Here is a 16,045-nt window from a genome sequence, read left to right on the forward strand (position 1 = left end):
TCCGACCGTTCCTTTCTGTCGAAAGAGGCACATGTCCGCACCCCGCAAGGCCGAGTTCGCGCGCTTCCTGCGCACCGAAACCGTCGGTGGCGCAATCCTTCTGATCGCCGCCGCGATCGCACTGATCTACGCGAACTCGCCGTGGGGCGCGAGCTACCTGTCACTGCGCGACTTCACGGTCGGGCCGCAGTCGCTGCACCTGGACCTCACGCTCGGCGAGTGGGCACAGGACGGCCTGCTGGCCGTGTTCTTCTTCGTCGCGGGCCTCGAGCTCAAACGGGAACTGGTGATCGGCGAGCTGGCGGATCGGCGACGGGCGCGGCTGCCGGTGCTCGCCGCGGTCGGCGGCGTCGTCGCCCCCGCGCTGATCGCCCTCGCCATCGGCTGGGGCACACCGGGCATCGACCAGGCCTGGGCCATTCCGATCGCCACCGACATCGCGTTCGCGCTCGGTGTGCTGGCGCTGACCGGGTCGCGGCTACCGGCCGGCGCGCGGGTGTTCCTGCTCAGCCTCGCGGTGGTCGACGACCTGATCGCCATCCTGGTCATCGCCGCTGTGTTCACCTCCACCATCTCGGTGCTGTGGCTGCTGGGCGCGCTCGCCTGCCTGGTGCTGTACGCCTACGCGCAGCATCGCCGGATCACTTCGCCGTGGCTGTACGTGCCGCTGGCGCTGGTCGCCTGGTGGGCGATGCACCAGGCCGGGGTGCACGCCACGCTGGCCGGTGTCGCGATGGGGTTGCTCACCCGGGTACGGCCCGATCCCGGTGAGGACGAGGCGCCCGCCGCCCGGCTCGAGCACCGGGTCCAACCGTGGTCGGCCGGGGTCTGCGTGCCACTGTTCGCGTTCTTCGCCGCCGGGGTTCCGCTCGACAGCAGCGCCCTGCACGCGATCGTCGACGACCGGATCGCCCTGGGGATCATCGCCGGACTGTTGATCGGCAAGACCGTCGGCATCTTCGGCACCAGCTGGCTGGCGATCCGAACGGGGTTCGCCGAACGTCCACGGAAGCTGGGCAACCGCGACATGTTCGCGCTCTCGGTGCTCGGCGGCATCGGCTTCACCGTGAGCCTGCTGGTCGCCGAGCTGGCGCTCGAGAACGTGGGCGACGGCTCCGAGGTCGACACGGCCAAGGCCGCGGTGCTGCTGACGTCGATGGTGGCCTCGCTGGTGGGCTCGGCGCTGCTGATCCGGCGGGGGCGGGCGCACGATCGGCGCGCCGCAGCCGAACTCGACGATCTGGACGACGACACCTACGCCACCGACGATGCGGACGGCGACAAGCGAACCGGCGGGTGACCGACAACCGACACCGACCGGTGTGCGGGCCGACGGCCCGCACCGGAGCCGGTCCGTGGCACGATGAGACACTGCAGCGCAGCGTCCGAGAATCGCAACTGGAGGGTTGACGTGAGCTTCACCGACCGCAACACGGGCCGTGGCAACGGCGACGGCGTCCCCAGCACGGTCTCGTCGATCCCGCTGACCGATCTCGACGTCGGCCCCGACGGCCAGCCGACGATCGGCGCGCTTGTCAAGAACGCCACCTCCCAGGTCTCCACGCTGGTTCGCGCCGAGGTCGAGCTGGCCAAGGCCGAGGTAACCGGTGAGATCAAGAAGGGCCTGCAGGGCAGCGTCTTCTTCATCCTCGCCCTGACGGTCCTGCTCTTCAGCACCTTCTTCCTCTTCTTCTTCTTCGCCGAACTGCTCGACGTCTGGCTGCCGCGCTGGGCCGCGTTCCTCATCGTGTTCGGCGTCCAGGTGCTGCTCGCGGGTGCGCTCGGCTTCCTCGGTTACCTGCGGGTCCGCAAGATCCGCGCGCCGAAGAAGACGATCGAGTCGGTCAAGGAGTTCGCCTCGGTGCTGCCCTCACCGGGCGCCGACGCCGAGTCCGGCGCCGCCCGCGTCGACCTCCCCGCTGCCGCCGCCCCGAGCGGACGGCACTCCCGCTGACCGCTGTGGTCGCACCGGACCCGTCGACCGTCCGCCTGCCCGGACCGTGGCGCCATCTCGACGTCCACGCCAACGGGATCCGGGTACACGCGGCCGAGATGGGCCCCGCCGACCCGCATGCTCCGCTGACCGTGTTACTGCACGGCTACGGCGACTTCTGGTGGACGTGGCGCCACCAGTTGCCGGCGCTGGCCGAGTCCGGCCGCCGCTGCGTCGCCATCGATCTGCGCGGGTACGGCGACACCGACAAGCCGCCGCGCGGGTACGACGGTTGGACCCTCGCCGGCGACGTCGCAGGGCTGATCCGCGCCCTGGGCCACGCCGACGCCGCACTGATCGGGCACGCCGACGGCGGACTCGTCTGCTGGGCGACCGCGCTGTTGCATCCCCGGCAGGTGTCCTCCATCGCGACCGTCTCGGCTCCGCACCCGCTGTCGTTGCGCCGCGCGGTGCTGCGCGACGGCGCCCAGCGCCGGGCTCTCGGCGGCCCGCTGCTGCGGGACCAGTTGCCGTGGGGTCCCGAGCGGCGCCTGGTCCGGGACGACGGGTCCGCAGCCGAGGAAATGCTGCGCACACGGTCCGGACCCGCATGGGTGGAATCCGCCGAGTTTGCCGAGGTCGCGGCCCGCGCCCGCTCTGCCGTCCAGGTACCCGGCGCCGCGCACAGCGCGCTCGAGTATCACCGTTGGGCGTTCCGCAGCCAGTTCCGCCCCGACGGCAAACGGTTCCGGACCGCGATGAAGCCGCCGCTGGACGTCCCGGTGCTGCAGATCTACGGCGAGCAGGACCCGTACGTGCTGGCGTCGACCTTCCGCCGCTGCGGACGGTGGGCGCCGCTGCGCCGTACGCTGGCGCTGCCGGTCGGGCACTACGCGCACGAGGAGTCGCCGCAGCAGGTCAACGCGGCGCTGCTGGAGTTCCTGCGGCGCTGAGCCTTCCGCGGCCGCACGCCCGCCCCTCGGCGCCCCTCCGGTCAGGCCACGCAGTTACCGGTGTCCACCGTCGAGGACAGGCTCTGCGCGCGGGCATACTGGGACGCCACCTCGCGCGCGGTCAGCACGAAGCCGGTCTCCGGGTCGTCGACCGCCGCGCCGAACACCACGCCCAGCACCCGGCCCTGGTCGTCGATCAGCGGACCACCCGAATTGCCTTGCCGCACAAGCCCGCGCACGGTGTAGACCTCACGCTTGACGGTCGCCGCGTGATAGATGTCCGGCCCGTCCAGGTTGATGGTCTCGCGCACCCGCGCCGGGCTCGCGGTGAACGGGCCGCCGCCCGGGTAGCCGAGCACGACCGCGTCCTGTCCGCGCTGGGCCGGGCTGTCCGCGAACTGCAGGACCGGCGCGTCGAGGCCCGGCACCGCGAGGATCGCGATGTCGACCTCGGGATCGAACAGCACGACCTTGGCGGGGAGCTCGCCCGAGTCGGTCTCGACCGCGACCTTCGCCGTCCCGGCCACCACGTGCGCGTTGGTCATCACCCGTCCGGGTGCGACGACGAATCCCGAACCCTCGAGCGCCTTCTGACAGCTCGGGGCGATGCCGCGGATCTCGAGCACGCTCGGGCGCACCCGGGCGACCGCGGGACCGTCCGCGAGTGCCGGGTCCGGCGGGGCGACGCTCGCGATCGGGGTGCGACCGAACGGTCCCATCACGTCGGGAAGCCCGGAGGTGTCGAGCAGCGCCCCGAACCTGTTCGGCACTCCCCGCAGCCAGGCCGGGGCGACCGCGTTGACCTTGCTCAACACCGATGACCCGCGAACGGCGGCGGCCACGTCCACCTGGGAGGACGAAGCCAGCGGCACCGCCAACAGCCACGCGGCCACCAGCACCGCCACCGCCTGGAACACCGCGCCGACCACCGAGTCGACCGACCGGGCGACCGGATTGCGCATCCAGTCGCGGGCGGCGCGGCCGACCATCATCCCGGCGACCTCGCCGAGAATGATCAGCCCGATGATGACCGCCACCCCGACCACCACGCGGGTGCGCGAGTCGTCGATGTGTGTGAGCACGTGCGGCACCAGCACGATGCCCGCCACCGCGCCGAGGATCACGCCGATGAAGGCGAGCGCGGACGCGACCGCCCCTTGGCGCCAGCCCGACGCCGCGGCGAACAATGCCAGCACCACCACGATGAGGTCGATCCAGTTGGAACCGCTCACCGATCGAGCACCCCCGCGTCGGCCTCGGTCAGGCTCGCGTTCAATTCGCGGATGTCATGCGTGTCCCAGGGCTGTTCCCACCCGGCCTCGGCGATCAGCGCCGAGAGCAGTCCGGCGGTGAAGCCCCACACCAGCATCCCCTCCACCGAGAACGCCGGCCCCTTGAAGAACATCCGGTAGCGCACCTGGAAGCGGTTGGCCGGATCGACCAGCGACCGCAGCGGCACCCGCACCACCCGTGCGGTCTCGCCCTCGTCGACGACCCGCACCGGGCTCGGCTCACGCCAGTAGGCCAGCACGGGGCTGACCATGAATCCCGAGGGCGGGATGTACAGCGAGGGCATCACCGCCAGCGGTTGCACCCCGGCGGGGACCAGGCCGGTCTCCTCCTCCGCCTCGCGCAGCGCGGTGACGACCGGATCGGTCTCGCCCGCGTCGGCCGCGCCGCCGGGGAAGGCGACCTGACCGCTGTGCTGGCGGAGGGTGGTCGCGCGCTGGGTCAGCAGCACGTCCGCGTCTGCCGGGGGCGCTCCGGTCCCCGACTCGAGTGAGCCGCTCATCAGCATCAGCACCGAGGCCGGGCGGGTGTGCACCCCTGGCGGCACGCGCCGGTGCCGCAGCCGGCGCGGCAGTCCTTCCCCGTGATAGCCGCGCACCTTGGTGGCCAGGTCGTCGAGCCAGTCCGGGGCACCGTCCTGTTCGTGCTCGGGCACACTCATACGGCCACTCCCAGCTTGTCTCGGACCGCCGCGGCGATCTGGTCGGCATCGGTGAACGGTACGGGCAACACGGCCGCGACGCTCCCGTCTGCGCGCAGCAGCACCGACACCGGCAGCACGCTGGGGGCGTGCACCGCGGCGGCGACCCGCCCCGCGCCGTCCTGTACGCCCGGCAGGTGCACGCCGAGGTCGGCCAACCGGTCCAGCGCGTTGGCCTCGCCGGGGTCGCGGTGCACGGTCAGCACCTGTACCGCCGAACCGGCCCGCCGCGCGAACTCCTGCATCGCGGGGAGTTCCTCCGCGCACGGTGCGCACCAATAGGCCCAGATGTTGATCAGCGCCGGCCGCCCGGCCAGCGCCGCCCCGACGTCGACCGGACTGCCGTCGCCGAGACATTCGAGGGTCACCCCGGCCAGCGGTCCCTGCGCCGTCACGCCCGGCTGCGGGGTCGGGCACGGCTGCAGTGCCGCCCGCGCCCGCGGTCCGGCCAACGCCGCGTCGGTATCCGAGCCGCGCTTGTCCACCGGGGGTCCGGAGGGCGGTTCCCCGTACGTCTGCGGGGTCGTGTTCGAGGTTCCCGGGCCGACGTCGCCACCGCGCGGCCAGATCGCCACGATCAGCCCGACGACGACGACCAGCATCACCAGCCCCCAGCGGGCCGAGTTGCTCATCCGCCTCACCGGAGGCCGGCCAACTCGAGCAGGTGCTCCGTCTCGGGTCCCTTCACCAGCTTCGCGGCCTCGGCCTTGTCGGTCGGCCCCGCACCGAACGACGGGCAGTCCTTGGCCAGCACGCACACCCCGCACGCGGGCTTGCGGGCGTGGCAGACCCGACGGCCGTGGAAGATCACCCGGTGCGACAGGTCGGTCCAGTGTTTGCGCTCGATCAGCGCGCCGACCGCGTGCTCGACCTTGACCGGATCGGTCTCCTCGGTCCAGCGCCAGCGGCGCACCAGCCTGCCGAAATGCGTGTCCACAGTGATTCCGGGGACACCGAACGCGTTGCCCAGCACGACGTTCGCGGTCTTGCGGCCGAAGCCGGGCAGCTTCACCAGTTCCGCCAGCGTGTGCGGGACCTCGCCGTCGTGCTGCTCGAGCAGCGCCTGGCCCAGCCGGATCAGCGAATTCGCCTTGTTCCTATAGAAGCCCGTGCTGCGGATGTACTCCTCGAGTTCGGTCCGATCGGCCTCGGCGTAGTCGCGGGCGGTGCGGTAGCGCGCAAACAGCGCGGGGGTGACCTGGTTGACCCGCACGTCCGTGCACTGGGCGGACAGGATCGTGGCCACGGACAGCTCGAGTGGGGTGGTGAAGTCGAGTTCGCAGTAGACGTGCGGGAAGGCCTCGGCAAGCCGCCGGTCCATCCGGCGGGCCCGGCGTACGAGCGCCAGATGCGACTCACCCTCGCGAGCCGCGGCGCCGGCGCCGGCCGGGTGGGCGGCGCGAGTGGCCCGAGAGCCCCGGGAGTCCGTAGTCACCCGTCCAGGGTACGGATCCACCCTGACAGCCGACGACGACCCGCCAGTGCGTCGAGCCCGCCTACGTCACCGACCCGCTGTGGGGAATCTCACCTGCGGATCGGCCGACCGGGATTCGTTTCACTTCTGAGACCATCGACGTGTTTACTTTCCGGTATGCAAGGTCTCGCGGTGGTGCTCATCCCGGTGCTGCTGATGCTGTTCGCATTGGCAATGGAGCGGGTGGAGACCCGTCTGCGTCGGCTGTCCCTGCCCGAGAGCGAGGTCCAGGAGTTCCTGGAGCAGGCCAACGCCTCCGACGTCGGCGCCCTGGCCACTCAGGGGATGCCCCAGGCGCTGGCGCGCTTCCAACGCCGCCGCCGCACCCAGGAGTCCGACGACGAGGCGGGATCGGACACGGTCGACGGGCGCAAGGCGGGCTGACCGGACACTCGCCGCCCACCCGGCGAAGCCCACCGCCGTGACGGTCCAGAACACCGATGTCACGGCCATCGTGGCCACAGACGGCACCGCGACACGCGTTGACCTGTAGCCTCGATCACACGCTTACAAAAGCGCCACACTAGACTGCTTCGGTGGTGCCGCCGACGCGGCGCCACGAGTGCAACACGCCCGCCGTTCCGCAGAGTTCGGCGAGCCGACATTGACTGAGGAGCCCACGTGGACGAGGTCCTGGCCAGAGCCGGAATCTTCCAGGGAGTTGAGCCATCCGCGGTTGCCGCGTTGATCAAGCAGCTCCAGCCGGTCGACTTCCCGCGCGGGCACGTCATCTTCAACGAAGGCGAGCCCGGCGATCGTCTGTACATCATCGCCTCCGGCAAGATCAAGATCGGACGCCGGTCGCCCGACGGCCGCGAGAACCTGATCACGATCATGGGCCCGTCGGACATGTTCGGTGAGCTCTCGATCTTCGACCCGGGCCCGCGTACCTCCAGCGCCACCACGGTCACCGAGGTGCACGCGGTGAGCATGGACCGCGAGGCGCTCAAGAACTGGATCGCGCAGCGTCCGGAGATCGCCGAGCAGCTGCTGCGCGTGCTGGCCCGGCGTCTGCGCCGCACCAACAACAGCCTGGCCGACCTGATCTTCACCGACGTCCCGGGCCGCGTGGCCAAGGCGCTGCTGCAGCTCGCGCAGCGTTTCGGTACCCAGGAGGCCGGCGCGCTGCGGGTCACGCACGACCTCACCCAGGAAGAGATCGCCCAGCTTGTGGGCGCCTCCCGCGAGACCGTGAACAAGGCGCTCGCCGACTTCGCGCACCGCGGCTGGCTGCGCCTCGAGGGCAAGAGCGTGCTGATCTCGGATTCCGAGCGGCTGGCCCGCCGCGCACGCTGAGTCACACCTGCCGAGTCACCCTGATCGAGACCGCGCCGCCTGGACCGCTCACCGGTCAGGCGGCCGGTCCGGCCTCGAGCACCACGTCGGCGGTGTGCGCGGCGCCTGTCTGATCTGTCCAGCCGACCTGCACGTGGTCGCCGGGGTGGAATCCCTGCACGACGGCGCTCAACTCACCGAGATTGCCGACCCTGGTGCCGTTGACCGAGGTGATCGTGTCGCCCGCGGCGAGCCCGGCCTGCTGCGCCGGCCCGCCCGCGACCACATCGCTGACCTTCACCCCTGAGATCTGCGGACCGACCGGCCCAGGCAGTTGCAGCGGGCCCAGCGACGGCCGCCCCGTCCTGGACACCAGCACGCCGAGTGCGGCGGTCTCACCGATGTGCACGTCCGCGGACCCCAGCCCCGCCTCGATGTTCCGGGCGGTCGCGACCGCGTTGTTGATCGGGATGGCGTAGGCCCGGTTCCCGGTGGCGATGATCGAGAAGCCCTCGGCGGCGGCGGTGTTCATCCCCACGACCCGGCCCGCATTGTCGATCAGTGGTCCGCCGGAGTCGCCGGGCTGGACGTCGGCGTTGATCTCGATCATCCCGGTGAGCGTCTCCGACGTACCGTCGGCCTCGCTGCTCGCCGTGATGGTCTGATCCAGCGCGGTGACCTGGCCGGGCGCCGAGATCAACCGGCCCTGCCCGCCCGCATTGCCGAGCGCGACCACCGGATCGCCGACCGCCACCGTCCCCGAGTCCCCGAGATTCGCCGGAGCCAGCCCGGCGGCACCCTGCATGTGGACGACCGCGACGTCATGGTTGCGGTCGTAACCGACCACGACGCCCTGGTAGCTGCGGCCGGTCGCGAGGCTGGTCACGGTCAGCGAGGTGGACCCCGAGATCACGTGATTGTTGGTGAGCACGTTGCCGTCCGCGGTCAGCACCATGCCCGTGCCGGCGCCCATCATCCCCGAGTCCCCCATGGTGGAGACGATTTCGACGACCGACGGCGCGACCGCATTGGTCAGGCCGTTCACATTGCCGGCGAGTTCGGTTCGGGCGGCGGGGAATCCGGAACCCAATGCGGGATCGGGCGGCGCGGCGGCGACGGGTCCGCCGGACCGGTCGGTTACGCTCCAGACCTGAACGGTCCGCCAGAACTGACCGCCGACCGCCATACCGGCGACGACGGCGAGCGCGATGAGCAGCGCGGTGATGGCGGTGCTGAGCCCGGTCCTGTGGTGAGCGTGGCGCCCACCGGTTCCCACTGATCGATTCATGAGAGCCTCCGGCTACTCATTTGCGATTTGCGCTCGGGTACTCACTTGATCGTATCGCCGAGCGCAACCCTTCGATCAGCTGCGCAGGTAGTCCAACTGGACGCGGACCGACATCTCCGCCGCCGGCCACAGCGACTCGTCGACATCCTGGTAGACGTGTTCGACCACCGCACGGGGGGTCGCATCGTCGCCGAGTTCGCGCAGCGCACCACGCACCTGTTCGAGCCGTTCGTGACGGTGCGCGCGGTACTGCTGCGCCACCTCGGCGACGTCGGGTAGTTCGGGACCGTGTCCCGGCAGGCACCGGCGGCCCGCCCCTGCCTCGATGAGCACCTCGAGCGACGCCAGATAGTCGCCGAGGCTGCCGTCGGTGTGGTCGAGGACCGTGGTGCCCCGGCCCAGGATGGTGTCCCCGGTCAGCACCACACCCGACCCGCCGGCCGGGTCGTCGACCAGCAGCGACACCGAATCCGCGGTGTGCCCCGGCGTCGCGAGCACCTCGATCCGCAGTCCCGCGGCGGTGATCACGGCGCCGTCCGGCAGGCCGTCGCCCGGTCGTCCGTCCATGCCGGCACGGCGGAACCGCGGGTCGACCGCCCGGATCGGCGCCCCGGACAGTTCCAGAAAGTGATCGACTCCGCCGGTGTGGTCGCCGTGCCGGTGGGTGATCAGTGTGAGCTCCACGGGCCACTGCTGCGCGACCCGCCGCAGGTGCTCGTGGTCGTCCGGCCCCGGATCGACCACGACGCACCGCTGACTCTCTGGTGCCCGCAGGATCCAGGTGTTCGTACCCTCGAGCTCGAACAGTCCAGGGTTCTCACACAGCATCACCGCGGCATACGGCGTCACCTGGCGCAGCCGGCCGTAGGCCGGGTGGGTGAGACCGGAATGCTCGGTCATCGGTGTCCTCCGCTCAGTCGACCTCGACCTGCAACTCGACCTCGACGGGCGAGCCGATGGGCAACTCCGCCACGCCGACCGCCGAGCGAGCGTGCTTGCCCGCGTCGCCGAAGATCTCACCCAAAAGCTCCGACGCGCCGTTGATCACGGCGGGCTGTCCGGTGAACCCCTCCGCGGAGGCGACGAACCCCACGACCTTGACGATGCGGCGCACCGAGTCGATACCGACCAGTGCGTCGATCGCGGCCAGCGCGTTCAGCGCGGCGATCCGCGCCAGGTCCTTCGCCTGTTCGGCGGTCACCGCGCCGCCCACCTTGCCGCTCGCGGGCAGCGCGCCGTCGACGAACGGCAGCTGTCCGGAGGTGTAGACGTGCGACCCGCTGCGCACGGCCGGCACGTATGCGGCCAACGGGGCCGCCACGGACGGCAGCGTGATGCCGAGCTCGGCGAGCCGCGCGCTGGTGGTCGTCACTTCGCGCGCTTGAGGTAGGCGACGTGCTGCTCGCCCGTCGGGCCGGGCAGCACCGTCACCAGTTCCCAGCCGTCGCTGCCCCACTGGTCGAGGATCTGCTTGGTCGCGTGCGTGAGCAGCGGAACGGTCGCGTACTCCCACTGGATGGATTCACTCATGCGGCAAAGCCTATCCGCCCGCACCACCCTTCTCCCCGACGCGCGCCACGACACTGGCACCGGACCGATCCGCGGGCCTTATAAGCTCACCCCCGTGTCGACACCCGCACCCTCGTCCGAACCCGGCTGGCCCGCTGCGGCCGGGGCCGCGCGACTGCACTTCGTCACCGGCAAGGGCGGCACCGGCAAGTCCACGGTCGCCGCCGCGCTCGCACTCGCGCTGGCCGCCGGGGGCCGCAAGGTGCTGCTGGTCGAGGTGGAGGGGCGGCAGACCATCGCGCAGCTCTTCGACGTCCCGCCGCTGCCCTACGCCGAGACGCGGGTCGCGGTGGCGGACGGCGGCGGCGTGGTCACCGCACTGGCCATCGACATCGAGGCCGCGTTCCTCGAATACCTCGACATGTTCTACAACCTGGGCTTCGCCGGGAAGGCGATGAAGCGGATCGGCGCGGTCGAGTTCGCGACCACGTTGGCCCCCGGCCTGCGGGACGTGCTGCTCACCGGCAAGATCAAGGAGTGCGCGGTCCGCACCGCCGACTCCGGTCGCCCCGTCTATGACGCCGTCGTCGTCGACGCGCCGCCGACCGGCCGGATCGGCAGTTTCCTCGACGTCACCCGCGCCATGGCAGACCTCGCGAAGGGCGGTCCGATCCGCTCGCAGAGCGAGGGCGTGATCCGGCTGCTGCACTCGGACCGGACGATGGTGCACCTGGTCACGCTGCTCGAGGCGCTGCCGGTGCAGGAGACCGCCGACGCGGTGGCGGAACTGAGGGCGGCAGACCTGCGCATCGGTTCGGTAGTGGTCAACCGCAGCGAGAACGGCTACCTTCCCGCCCCCGCGCTGGACGGGGCGGCCGAGGGACACATCGACTCCGAGGCGATCCGGCGCGATCTCGACCGTATCGGCCTCGAGGTCGACGGCGACGACTTCGCCGGCCTGCTCACCGAGGCCATCGAGCACGCCATCGGGCTGGCCGCCCAGCGCGAGAGCGCCGACCGCCTCGACGAGCTGCAGGTGGCGCAGCTGACGTTGCCCAAGCTGGTCGACGGCGTCGACCTGGGCGGCCTGTACGAACTCGCCGAACACCTCACCGAGCAGGGGGTCCGATGAGCAGGCTCGACGTGGGCGCGATCCTCGGGGATCGCAACACCCGGGTGATCGTGTGCTGCGGTGCGGGCGGGGTCGGCAAGACCACCACCGCGGCCGCGCTGGGACTGCGGGCCGCCGAGATGGGCCGCACCGTCGTGGTGCTGACCATCGATCCGGCCAAGCGGCTTGCGCAGGCGCTGGGCGTGCAGGACCTCGGCAACACCCCGCAACCGGTCCGACTCGGCGACGAGGTGACCGGCAAGCTCTTCGCGATGATGCTCGACATGCGTCGCACGTTCGACGACATGGTGCTCGAACACGCGACCCCCGAGCGCGCCCAGCAGATCCTGGACAACCCCTTCTATCAGACCGTGGCCTCGTCGTTCTCCGGCACGCAGGAGTACATGGCGATGGAGAAGCTCGGTCAGCTCGCAGCCAAGGGCGACTGGGACCTGATCGTCGTGGACACCCCGCCGTCGCGCAACGCGTTGGACTTCCTCGACGCGCCGCAGCGTCTCGGTGCGTTCCTCGACGGGCGGATGATCCGGCTGTTCCTCGCCCCCGGCCGGGGCCTGCGCCGGGTGGTGACCGGCGCGGTCGGCCTCGCGATGAAGGCGGTGTCCACCGTCGTCGGGAGCAGCATGCTCGCGGACGCGTCGATGATGGTGCAGATGTTCGAGGACCTGTTCGGCGGATTCCGTGAGCGCGCCAACCACACCTACGAACTGCTGCGGCAGCCCGGCACCGAATTCTTCGTGGTCGCGGCGGCCGAACCGGATGCGCTGCGGGAGGCGTCGTTCTTCGTCGAACGGCTCACCACCGAGACCATGCCGCTCGCCGGACTGGTGCTCAACCGCACCCACCCCACGCTGTCGGCGCTGCCCGCCGAGCGGGCACTGGCCGGCGCCGAGGAACTGGACGAGCTGGCCGCCGGGGATCACGACCTGACGGATGCCGCGCTGACCGGCGGTGTCCTGCGCATCCACGCGGAGCGGGCCGTCACGGCCAAACGCGAGGTGCGGCTGCTGAACCGCTTCACCGGCGCCCATCCGCGGGTGCCGATCGTGGGTGTGCCGTCCCTGCCGTTCGAGGTCTCCGACCTCGACGCGCTGCGCGCCATCGGCGACCAGCTGGTGGGCATTCCGGGCTGACGCCTGAGAAACCGACACCGAGAAACCGACGGCCCGAGAAACACGCTCGGCGATCGCCACGCGACCGCCGAGCCCTGTACCGCTACCGAATCGGTGTCACACGGCGTGCTGGCGGGCGCGCTGCCGCTCGAAGAACTCCGCCCGGGAGTCGACCTCGGGGTGCTGCTTGAGCAGCGCGCGGCGCTGACGCTCGGTCATGCCGCCCCACACACCGAACTCGACCCGGTTGTCGAGTGCATCGGCTGCGCACTGCATGAGCACCGGGCAATGCCGGCAGATGGTCGCGGCCTTGCGCTGCGCGGCACCCCGGACGAAGAGCTGGTCGGGGTCGATGCCGCGGCAGCTGGCCTGGGAGACCCAGGCGATGCGCGCCTCGGACTGGTCGACGGAGAAGGCCGGCGTACCGACGGTGCGCGACTTTTCCGAATGGGGAGGTGAACCTGCCGTGGACGAGCTGGACTGCATCAACCCGGCCCCGTGGGTGGTCGTCTGTGCAGCAACTGTTTGATGAGCGGTCATTCGCATGAAGAATGCCCCCTTTGCTCGTGTCGACGCCGCGGGTGCGGCACCCCCGGGACGATCAACGTATGGCCCCAACATTTCCCGAGCCCTCCGCGTCACATTTCCGGGTCAATTGTTAGCTGAATCACACTGCCGATGAACTTAGGCGACGGAAAGCCCTCGGCGCAACCTCCCATTTGTCCGTTTGGACAAACCGGACCCGTCCTCCGGTGGCTAGCAGCCGGCTAGCAGGAGCGGCCGATCACGTCTGCGCCCCGTTCACGCCACGCCTCGGCCCGCTCACGCCACGTCCGTGCCACGCCCCCGACAGATGGACGAACGCGGCCCGTCCGTGCGTAGTCTGGGGGTCGTGCCGTCTGCAAAAGCCTTTTGGAAACTCGCCGGGTTCACGACACTCGGCGGCGCGCTGGTCGCCGGAATCCTGTTTCCCGTGGTCGGCGGCTTCGGGGTCGCCGTGAACAAGGCCAGCGAGACAGCCGACAGCGTCTCGGCCGAGGTTCTCCAGGGCGATGCCCCGGCGGTGTCGACCATGGTCGACGCCAACGGCAAGCCGATCGCATGGCTCTACGACCAGCGTCGCTTCGAGGTCCCCAGCGACAAGATCTCCAACTACATGAAGCTGGCGCAGGTCTCCATCGAGGACCGGCGCTTCGCACAGCACCACGGCGTCGACTGGCAGGGCACGATCCGCGCGTTCCTCACCAACACCGGCAGCGGTCAGGTCGAACAGGGCGCGTCCACGATCGACCAGCAGTACATCAAGAACTACCAGTTGCTGGTCGTCGCGCAGACCGACGCCGAGCGACGCAAGGCAGTGGAGACGACGGTCGCCCGCAAGCTGCGCGAGATCCGGATGGCACTGACACTCGACAAGACCCTCACCAAGGACGAGATCCTCACCCGGTACCTGAACCTGGTGTCGTTCGGCAACGGGTCCTACGGCGTCCAGGACGCGGCCGAGACCTATTTCGGGGTCAACGCCGCCGACCTCTCGCTGACCCAGGCGGCGATGCTCGCCGGCATGGTGCAGTCCCCCTCGCGGCTGAACCCCTACACGAACGCCGACGCGGTCACGACCCGGCGCAACGCCGTGCTCGAGTCGATGGTGTCGACGCAGGCCATCACCCCACAGCAGGGCGACGCGGCGATGAAGGAGCCGCTGGGGGTGCTGCCGCAGCCGAACGAGCTGCCGCGCGGCTGCATCGCGGCGGGCAACCGCGGCTTCTTCTGCGACTACGCGCTGAAGTATCTCGAGAACGCCGGCATCAGCCAGGAGCAGATCAACAAGGGCGGATACCTGATCAAGACCACGCTCGACCCGTCGGTCCAGGACTCCGTCAAGAACGCGCTCGACACGCAGGCCAGCCCGTCGCTGGACGGCATCGCCGAGGTCATGAACATCATCGCGCCCGGCCAGGACAACCACAAGGTGCTCGCGATGGCCAGCAGCCGCACCTACGGACTCGACACCGCGAAGGACGAGACCGTCCAGCCCGAACCGTTCGCGATGGAGGGCGACGGCGCGGGCTCGATCTTCAAGCTGTTCACGGTGTCCGCCGCCATGGAGAAGGGCCTGGGCCTCGACACCACGATGCAGGTGCCGCCGCTGTACATCGCCAAGGGCATGGGCCACGGCGGCGCGGTCGGCTGCCCGGCGGACTCGTACTGCGTCAAGAACGCCGGCAAGTACGCGCCGGAGATGTCGCTGACACAGGCGCTGGCGACCTCGCCGAACACCGCGTTCGTCAAGCTGCTCCAGCAGGTCGGGGTGGGTCCGGCGGTGGACATGGCGGTGCGCCTGGGGCTGCGCTCGTACGCCGATCCCGGCAGTTCCGGGGTCGACGGGCGCAGCATGGCGCAGATCATCAAGGACGAGAACCGCGGGTCGTTCACGCTCGGCCCGACCCCGGTCAACCCGCTCGAACTCTCGAACGTCGCGGCCACCCTCGCCTCCGGCGGCAAGTGGTGCCCGCCGACACCGATCTCCGGTGTCTTCGACCGCAACGGCAAGCCGGTGCCGATCACCGAGGCCGCCTGTGAGCAGGTCGTCTCCCCCGGCCTGGCGAACACATTGGCCAACGGCATGGGCCACGACCACCTGCCCGGCGGCACGTCGGCCGGTTCGGCGGCCAAGGAGCACTGGACTGCGCCGGTCGCCGCCAAGACCGGCACCACCGAGACCTACCGGTCCTCGGCGTTCCTGGCCTTCACACCGTCCTACGCCGGCGTCGCGTACGTCTACAACGACGGCTCGAACCCCGGATCGATCTGTACGTCGCCGCTGCGGCCCTGCGGTGAGGGCAACGTCTACGGCGGCAACGAGCCCGCCGCGGCCTGGTATCAGGCGATGCAGGGTGTGATCGGCCAGTTCCCGCCGCCGGCGCTGCCACCGGAGGACCCGACGTACGTGAAGGGTTCGCCGAACAGTCAGGTGCCGAACGTCACGGGGCTGACCAAGTCCGCGGCGACGGCCGAGCTGCAAGCGGTCGGGTTCCAGGTCAACGCCGTCACGGTGACCGACGCGGCCCAGCGCGGCAACGTGGTCAGCACCGCGCCCAGCGGCTCGGCGGTACCGGGCTCGACCATCACGATCAACGTCAGTGACGGGACCGGGCGCAGGCCCGCACCGAAGCCGACCACCCCGGTGACACCGCCGACGATCTCGGTGCCGGGGCTGCCGCCGATCCAGCTGCCGCCGCTGTCGCCGCCGGCGCCGTCGCCGTCGCCGGGCAACTGACCGCGCAGCACGACAGCAACCGAAAAGCGGCTGGCTCGGACATCGTGTCCGAGCCAGCCGCTTTTCCGTCGGCCTTTCCGGTCGGCCGCTCAGCAGATCGGT

Annotated in this window: 17 protein-coding genes; 8 read left to right on the plus strand and 9 right to left on the minus strand. The window is 70.5% G+C overall.

The features are described from left to right. Nucleotides 1-31: 31 nt before the first annotated feature. From nhaA to G4X40_RS04470, 3 genes are all read left to right on the plus strand, one after another. Nucleotides 32-1,300, plus strand: coding sequence for a Na+/H+ antiporter NhaA (gene nhaA / locus G4X40_RS04460; RefSeq protein WP_277830423.1), 1,269 nt, complete (start codon nucleotides 32-34; stop codon nucleotides 1,298-1,300). A gap of 111 nt (nucleotides 1,301-1,411) precedes the next feature. Next, complete coding sequence (locus G4X40_RS04465; protein WP_277830424.1) at nucleotides 1,412-1,954, plus strand: phage holin family protein; 543 nt, start codon at nucleotides 1,412-1,414, stop codon at nucleotides 1,952-1,954. 5 nt (nucleotides 1,955-1,959) lie between these two features. Further along, a complete protein-coding gene (locus G4X40_RS04470) occupies nucleotides 1,960-2,886 on the plus strand; it encodes an alpha/beta fold hydrolase (protein WP_277830426.1) in 927 nt (308 codons plus the stop codon). A 41-nt stretch (nucleotides 2,887-2,927) separates the two neighbouring features. On the opposite strand, the gene marP is transcribed toward G4X40_RS04470, so the two are convergent. The 4 genes from marP to nth are packed head-to-tail and all read right to left on the minus strand — an operon-like array spanning nucleotide 2,928 to nucleotide 6,197. Then, nucleotides 2,928-4,118 carry an acid resistance serine protease MarP gene (gene marP, locus G4X40_RS04475; RefSeq protein ID WP_277830427.1) on the minus strand — a complete coding sequence of 397 codons (1,191 nt, stop codon included), beginning with the start codon at nucleotides 4,116-4,118 and terminating at the stop codon, nucleotides 2,928-2,930. Then, a complete protein-coding gene (locus tag G4X40_RS04480; RefSeq protein WP_277830428.1) occupies nucleotides 4,115-4,837 on the minus strand; it encodes an NUDIX hydrolase in 723 nt (240 codons plus the stop codon). The genes marP and G4X40_RS04480 overlap by 4 nt, the downstream gene beginning before the upstream one ends. Beyond that, the gene (locus G4X40_RS04485) at nucleotides 4,834-5,508 is read right to left on the minus strand and encodes a TlpA family protein disulfide reductase (protein ID WP_277830430.1); all 675 of its coding nucleotides are present in this window, start codon (nucleotides 5,506-5,508) and stop codon (nucleotides 4,834-4,836) included. The genes G4X40_RS04480 and G4X40_RS04485 overlap by 4 nt, the downstream gene beginning before the upstream one ends. 5 nt (nucleotides 5,509-5,513) lie before the next feature. Continuing rightward, complete coding sequence (gene nth, locus G4X40_RS04490; protein WP_277831278.1) at nucleotides 5,514-6,197, minus strand: endonuclease III; 684 nt, start codon at nucleotides 6,195-6,197, stop codon at nucleotides 5,514-5,516. Between the two features lie 270 nt (nucleotides 6,198-6,467). On the opposite strand from nth, the gene G4X40_RS04495 reads away from it, so the two are divergent. Together G4X40_RS04495 and G4X40_RS04500 are read left to right on the plus strand one after the other, a co-directional pair. Continuing rightward, the gene (locus G4X40_RS04495) at nucleotides 6,468-6,734 is read left to right on the plus strand and encodes a hypothetical protein (protein WP_277830432.1); all 267 of its coding nucleotides are present in this window, start codon (nucleotides 6,468-6,470) and stop codon (nucleotides 6,732-6,734) included. 237 nt (nucleotides 6,735-6,971) lie between these two features. Then, nucleotides 6,972-7,646: a Crp/Fnr family transcriptional regulator gene (locus G4X40_RS04500; protein ID WP_277830434.1), complete on the plus strand. Its 675-nt coding sequence runs from the start codon at nucleotides 6,972-6,974 to the stop codon at nucleotides 7,644-7,646. A gap of 55 nt (nucleotides 7,647-7,701) precedes the next feature. Here G4X40_RS04500 and G4X40_RS04505 read toward each other — a convergent pair whose 3' ends face one another. The 4 genes from G4X40_RS04505 to G4X40_RS04520 form a co-directional block, all read right to left on the minus strand. Next, on the minus strand, nucleotides 7,702-8,913 hold the full coding sequence (locus G4X40_RS04505) for a S1C family serine protease (RefSeq protein ID WP_277830435.1): 1,212 nt from the start codon (nucleotides 8,911-8,913) through the stop codon (nucleotides 7,702-7,704). 75 nt (nucleotides 8,914-8,988) lie between these two features. Next, the gene (locus tag G4X40_RS04510; RefSeq protein WP_277830436.1) at nucleotides 8,989-9,813 is read right to left on the minus strand and encodes an MBL fold metallo-hydrolase; all 825 of its coding nucleotides are present in this window, start codon (nucleotides 9,811-9,813) and stop codon (nucleotides 8,989-8,991) included. A 13-nt stretch (nucleotides 9,814-9,826) separates the two neighbouring features. Continuing rightward, complete coding sequence (locus G4X40_RS04515) at nucleotides 9,827-10,285, minus strand: RidA family protein (protein WP_277830438.1); 459 nt, start codon at nucleotides 10,283-10,285, stop codon at nucleotides 9,827-9,829. Further along, nucleotides 10,282-10,443: a DUF4177 domain-containing protein gene (locus G4X40_RS04520; RefSeq protein ID WP_277830440.1), complete on the minus strand. Its 162-nt coding sequence runs from the start codon at nucleotides 10,441-10,443 to the stop codon at nucleotides 10,282-10,284. Before G4X40_RS04520 ends, G4X40_RS04515 begins: the two co-directional genes overlap by 4 nt. A 94-nt stretch (nucleotides 10,444-10,537) precedes the next feature. Between G4X40_RS04520 and G4X40_RS04525 the strand changes: the two genes are divergently transcribed. Beyond that, nucleotides 10,538-11,554, plus strand: a complete 1,017-nt coding sequence (locus G4X40_RS04525) for an ArsA family ATPase (protein WP_277830441.1) — start codon at nucleotides 10,538-10,540, stop codon at nucleotides 11,552-11,554. After that, nucleotides 11,551-12,684 (plus strand): ArsA family ATPase, encoded by a 1,134-nt coding sequence (locus G4X40_RS04530; RefSeq protein ID WP_277830442.1) that lies wholly within the window; start codon nucleotides 11,551-11,553, stop codon nucleotides 12,682-12,684. Before G4X40_RS04525 ends, G4X40_RS04530 begins: the two co-directional genes overlap by 4 nt. 96 nt (nucleotides 12,685-12,780) lie before the next feature. Here the strand turns inward: G4X40_RS04530 and G4X40_RS04535 are convergent, their stop codons facing one another. Then, on the minus strand, nucleotides 12,781-13,149 hold the full coding sequence (locus G4X40_RS04535) for a WhiB family transcriptional regulator (protein ID WP_408642134.1): 369 nt from the start codon (nucleotides 13,147-13,149) through the stop codon (nucleotides 12,781-12,783). Nucleotides 13,150-13,516: 367 nt separating this feature from the next. Between G4X40_RS04535 and G4X40_RS04540 the strand changes: the two genes are divergently transcribed. Further along, a complete protein-coding gene (locus G4X40_RS04540; RefSeq protein ID WP_408642135.1) occupies nucleotides 13,517-15,943 on the plus strand; it encodes a penicillin-binding protein in 2,427 nt (808 codons plus the stop codon). Nucleotides 15,944-16,045 lie beyond the last annotated feature (102 nt).

It is taken from the genome of Speluncibacter jeojiensis (assembly GCF_029589495.1).
GTDB lineage: Bacteria > Actinomycetota > Actinomycetes > Mycobacteriales > Mycobacteriaceae > Speluncibacter > Speluncibacter jeojiensis.

Coding starts and splice junctions, on each gene's coding strand:
- nhaA (WP_277830423.1), top strand. CDS start 32: ATGTCCGCACCCCGCAAGGCCGAGTTCGCGCGCTTCCTGCGCACCGAA.
- G4X40_RS04480 (WP_277830428.1), bottom strand. CDS start 4,837: ATGAGTGTGCCCGAGCACGAACAGGACGGTGCCCCGGACTGGCTCGAC.
- G4X40_RS04485 (WP_277830430.1), bottom strand. CDS start 5,508: ATGAGCAACTCGGCCCGCTGGGGGCTGGTGATGCTGGTCGTCGTCGTC.
- nth (WP_277831278.1), bottom strand. CDS start 6,197: ATGGACCGGCGGCTTGCCGAGGCCTTCCCGCACGTCTACTGCGAACTC.
- G4X40_RS04495 (WP_277830432.1), top strand. CDS start 6,468: ATGCAAGGTCTCGCGGTGGTGCTCATCCCGGTGCTGCTGATGCTGTTC.
- G4X40_RS04505 (WP_277830435.1), bottom strand. CDS start 8,913: ATGAATCGATCAGTGGGAACCGGTGGGCGCCACGCTCACCACAGGACC.
- G4X40_RS04510 (WP_277830436.1), bottom strand. CDS start 9,813: ATGACCGAGCATTCCGGTCTCACCCACCCGGCCTACGGCCGGCTGCGC.
- G4X40_RS04520 (WP_277830440.1), bottom strand. CDS start 10,443: ATGAGTGAATCCATCCAGTGGGAGTACGCGACCGTTCCGCTGCTCACG.
- G4X40_RS04530 (WP_277830442.1), top strand. CDS start 11,551: ATGAGCAGGCTCGACGTGGGCGCGATCCTCGGGGATCGCAACACCCGG.
- G4X40_RS04535 (WP_408642134.1), bottom strand. CDS start 13,149: ATGCAGTCCAGCTCGTCCACGGCAGGTTCACCTCCCCATTCGGAAAAG.
- G4X40_RS04540 (WP_408642135.1), top strand. CDS start 13,517: ATGGACGAACGCGGCCCGTCCGTGCGTAGTCTGGGGGTCGTGCCGTCT.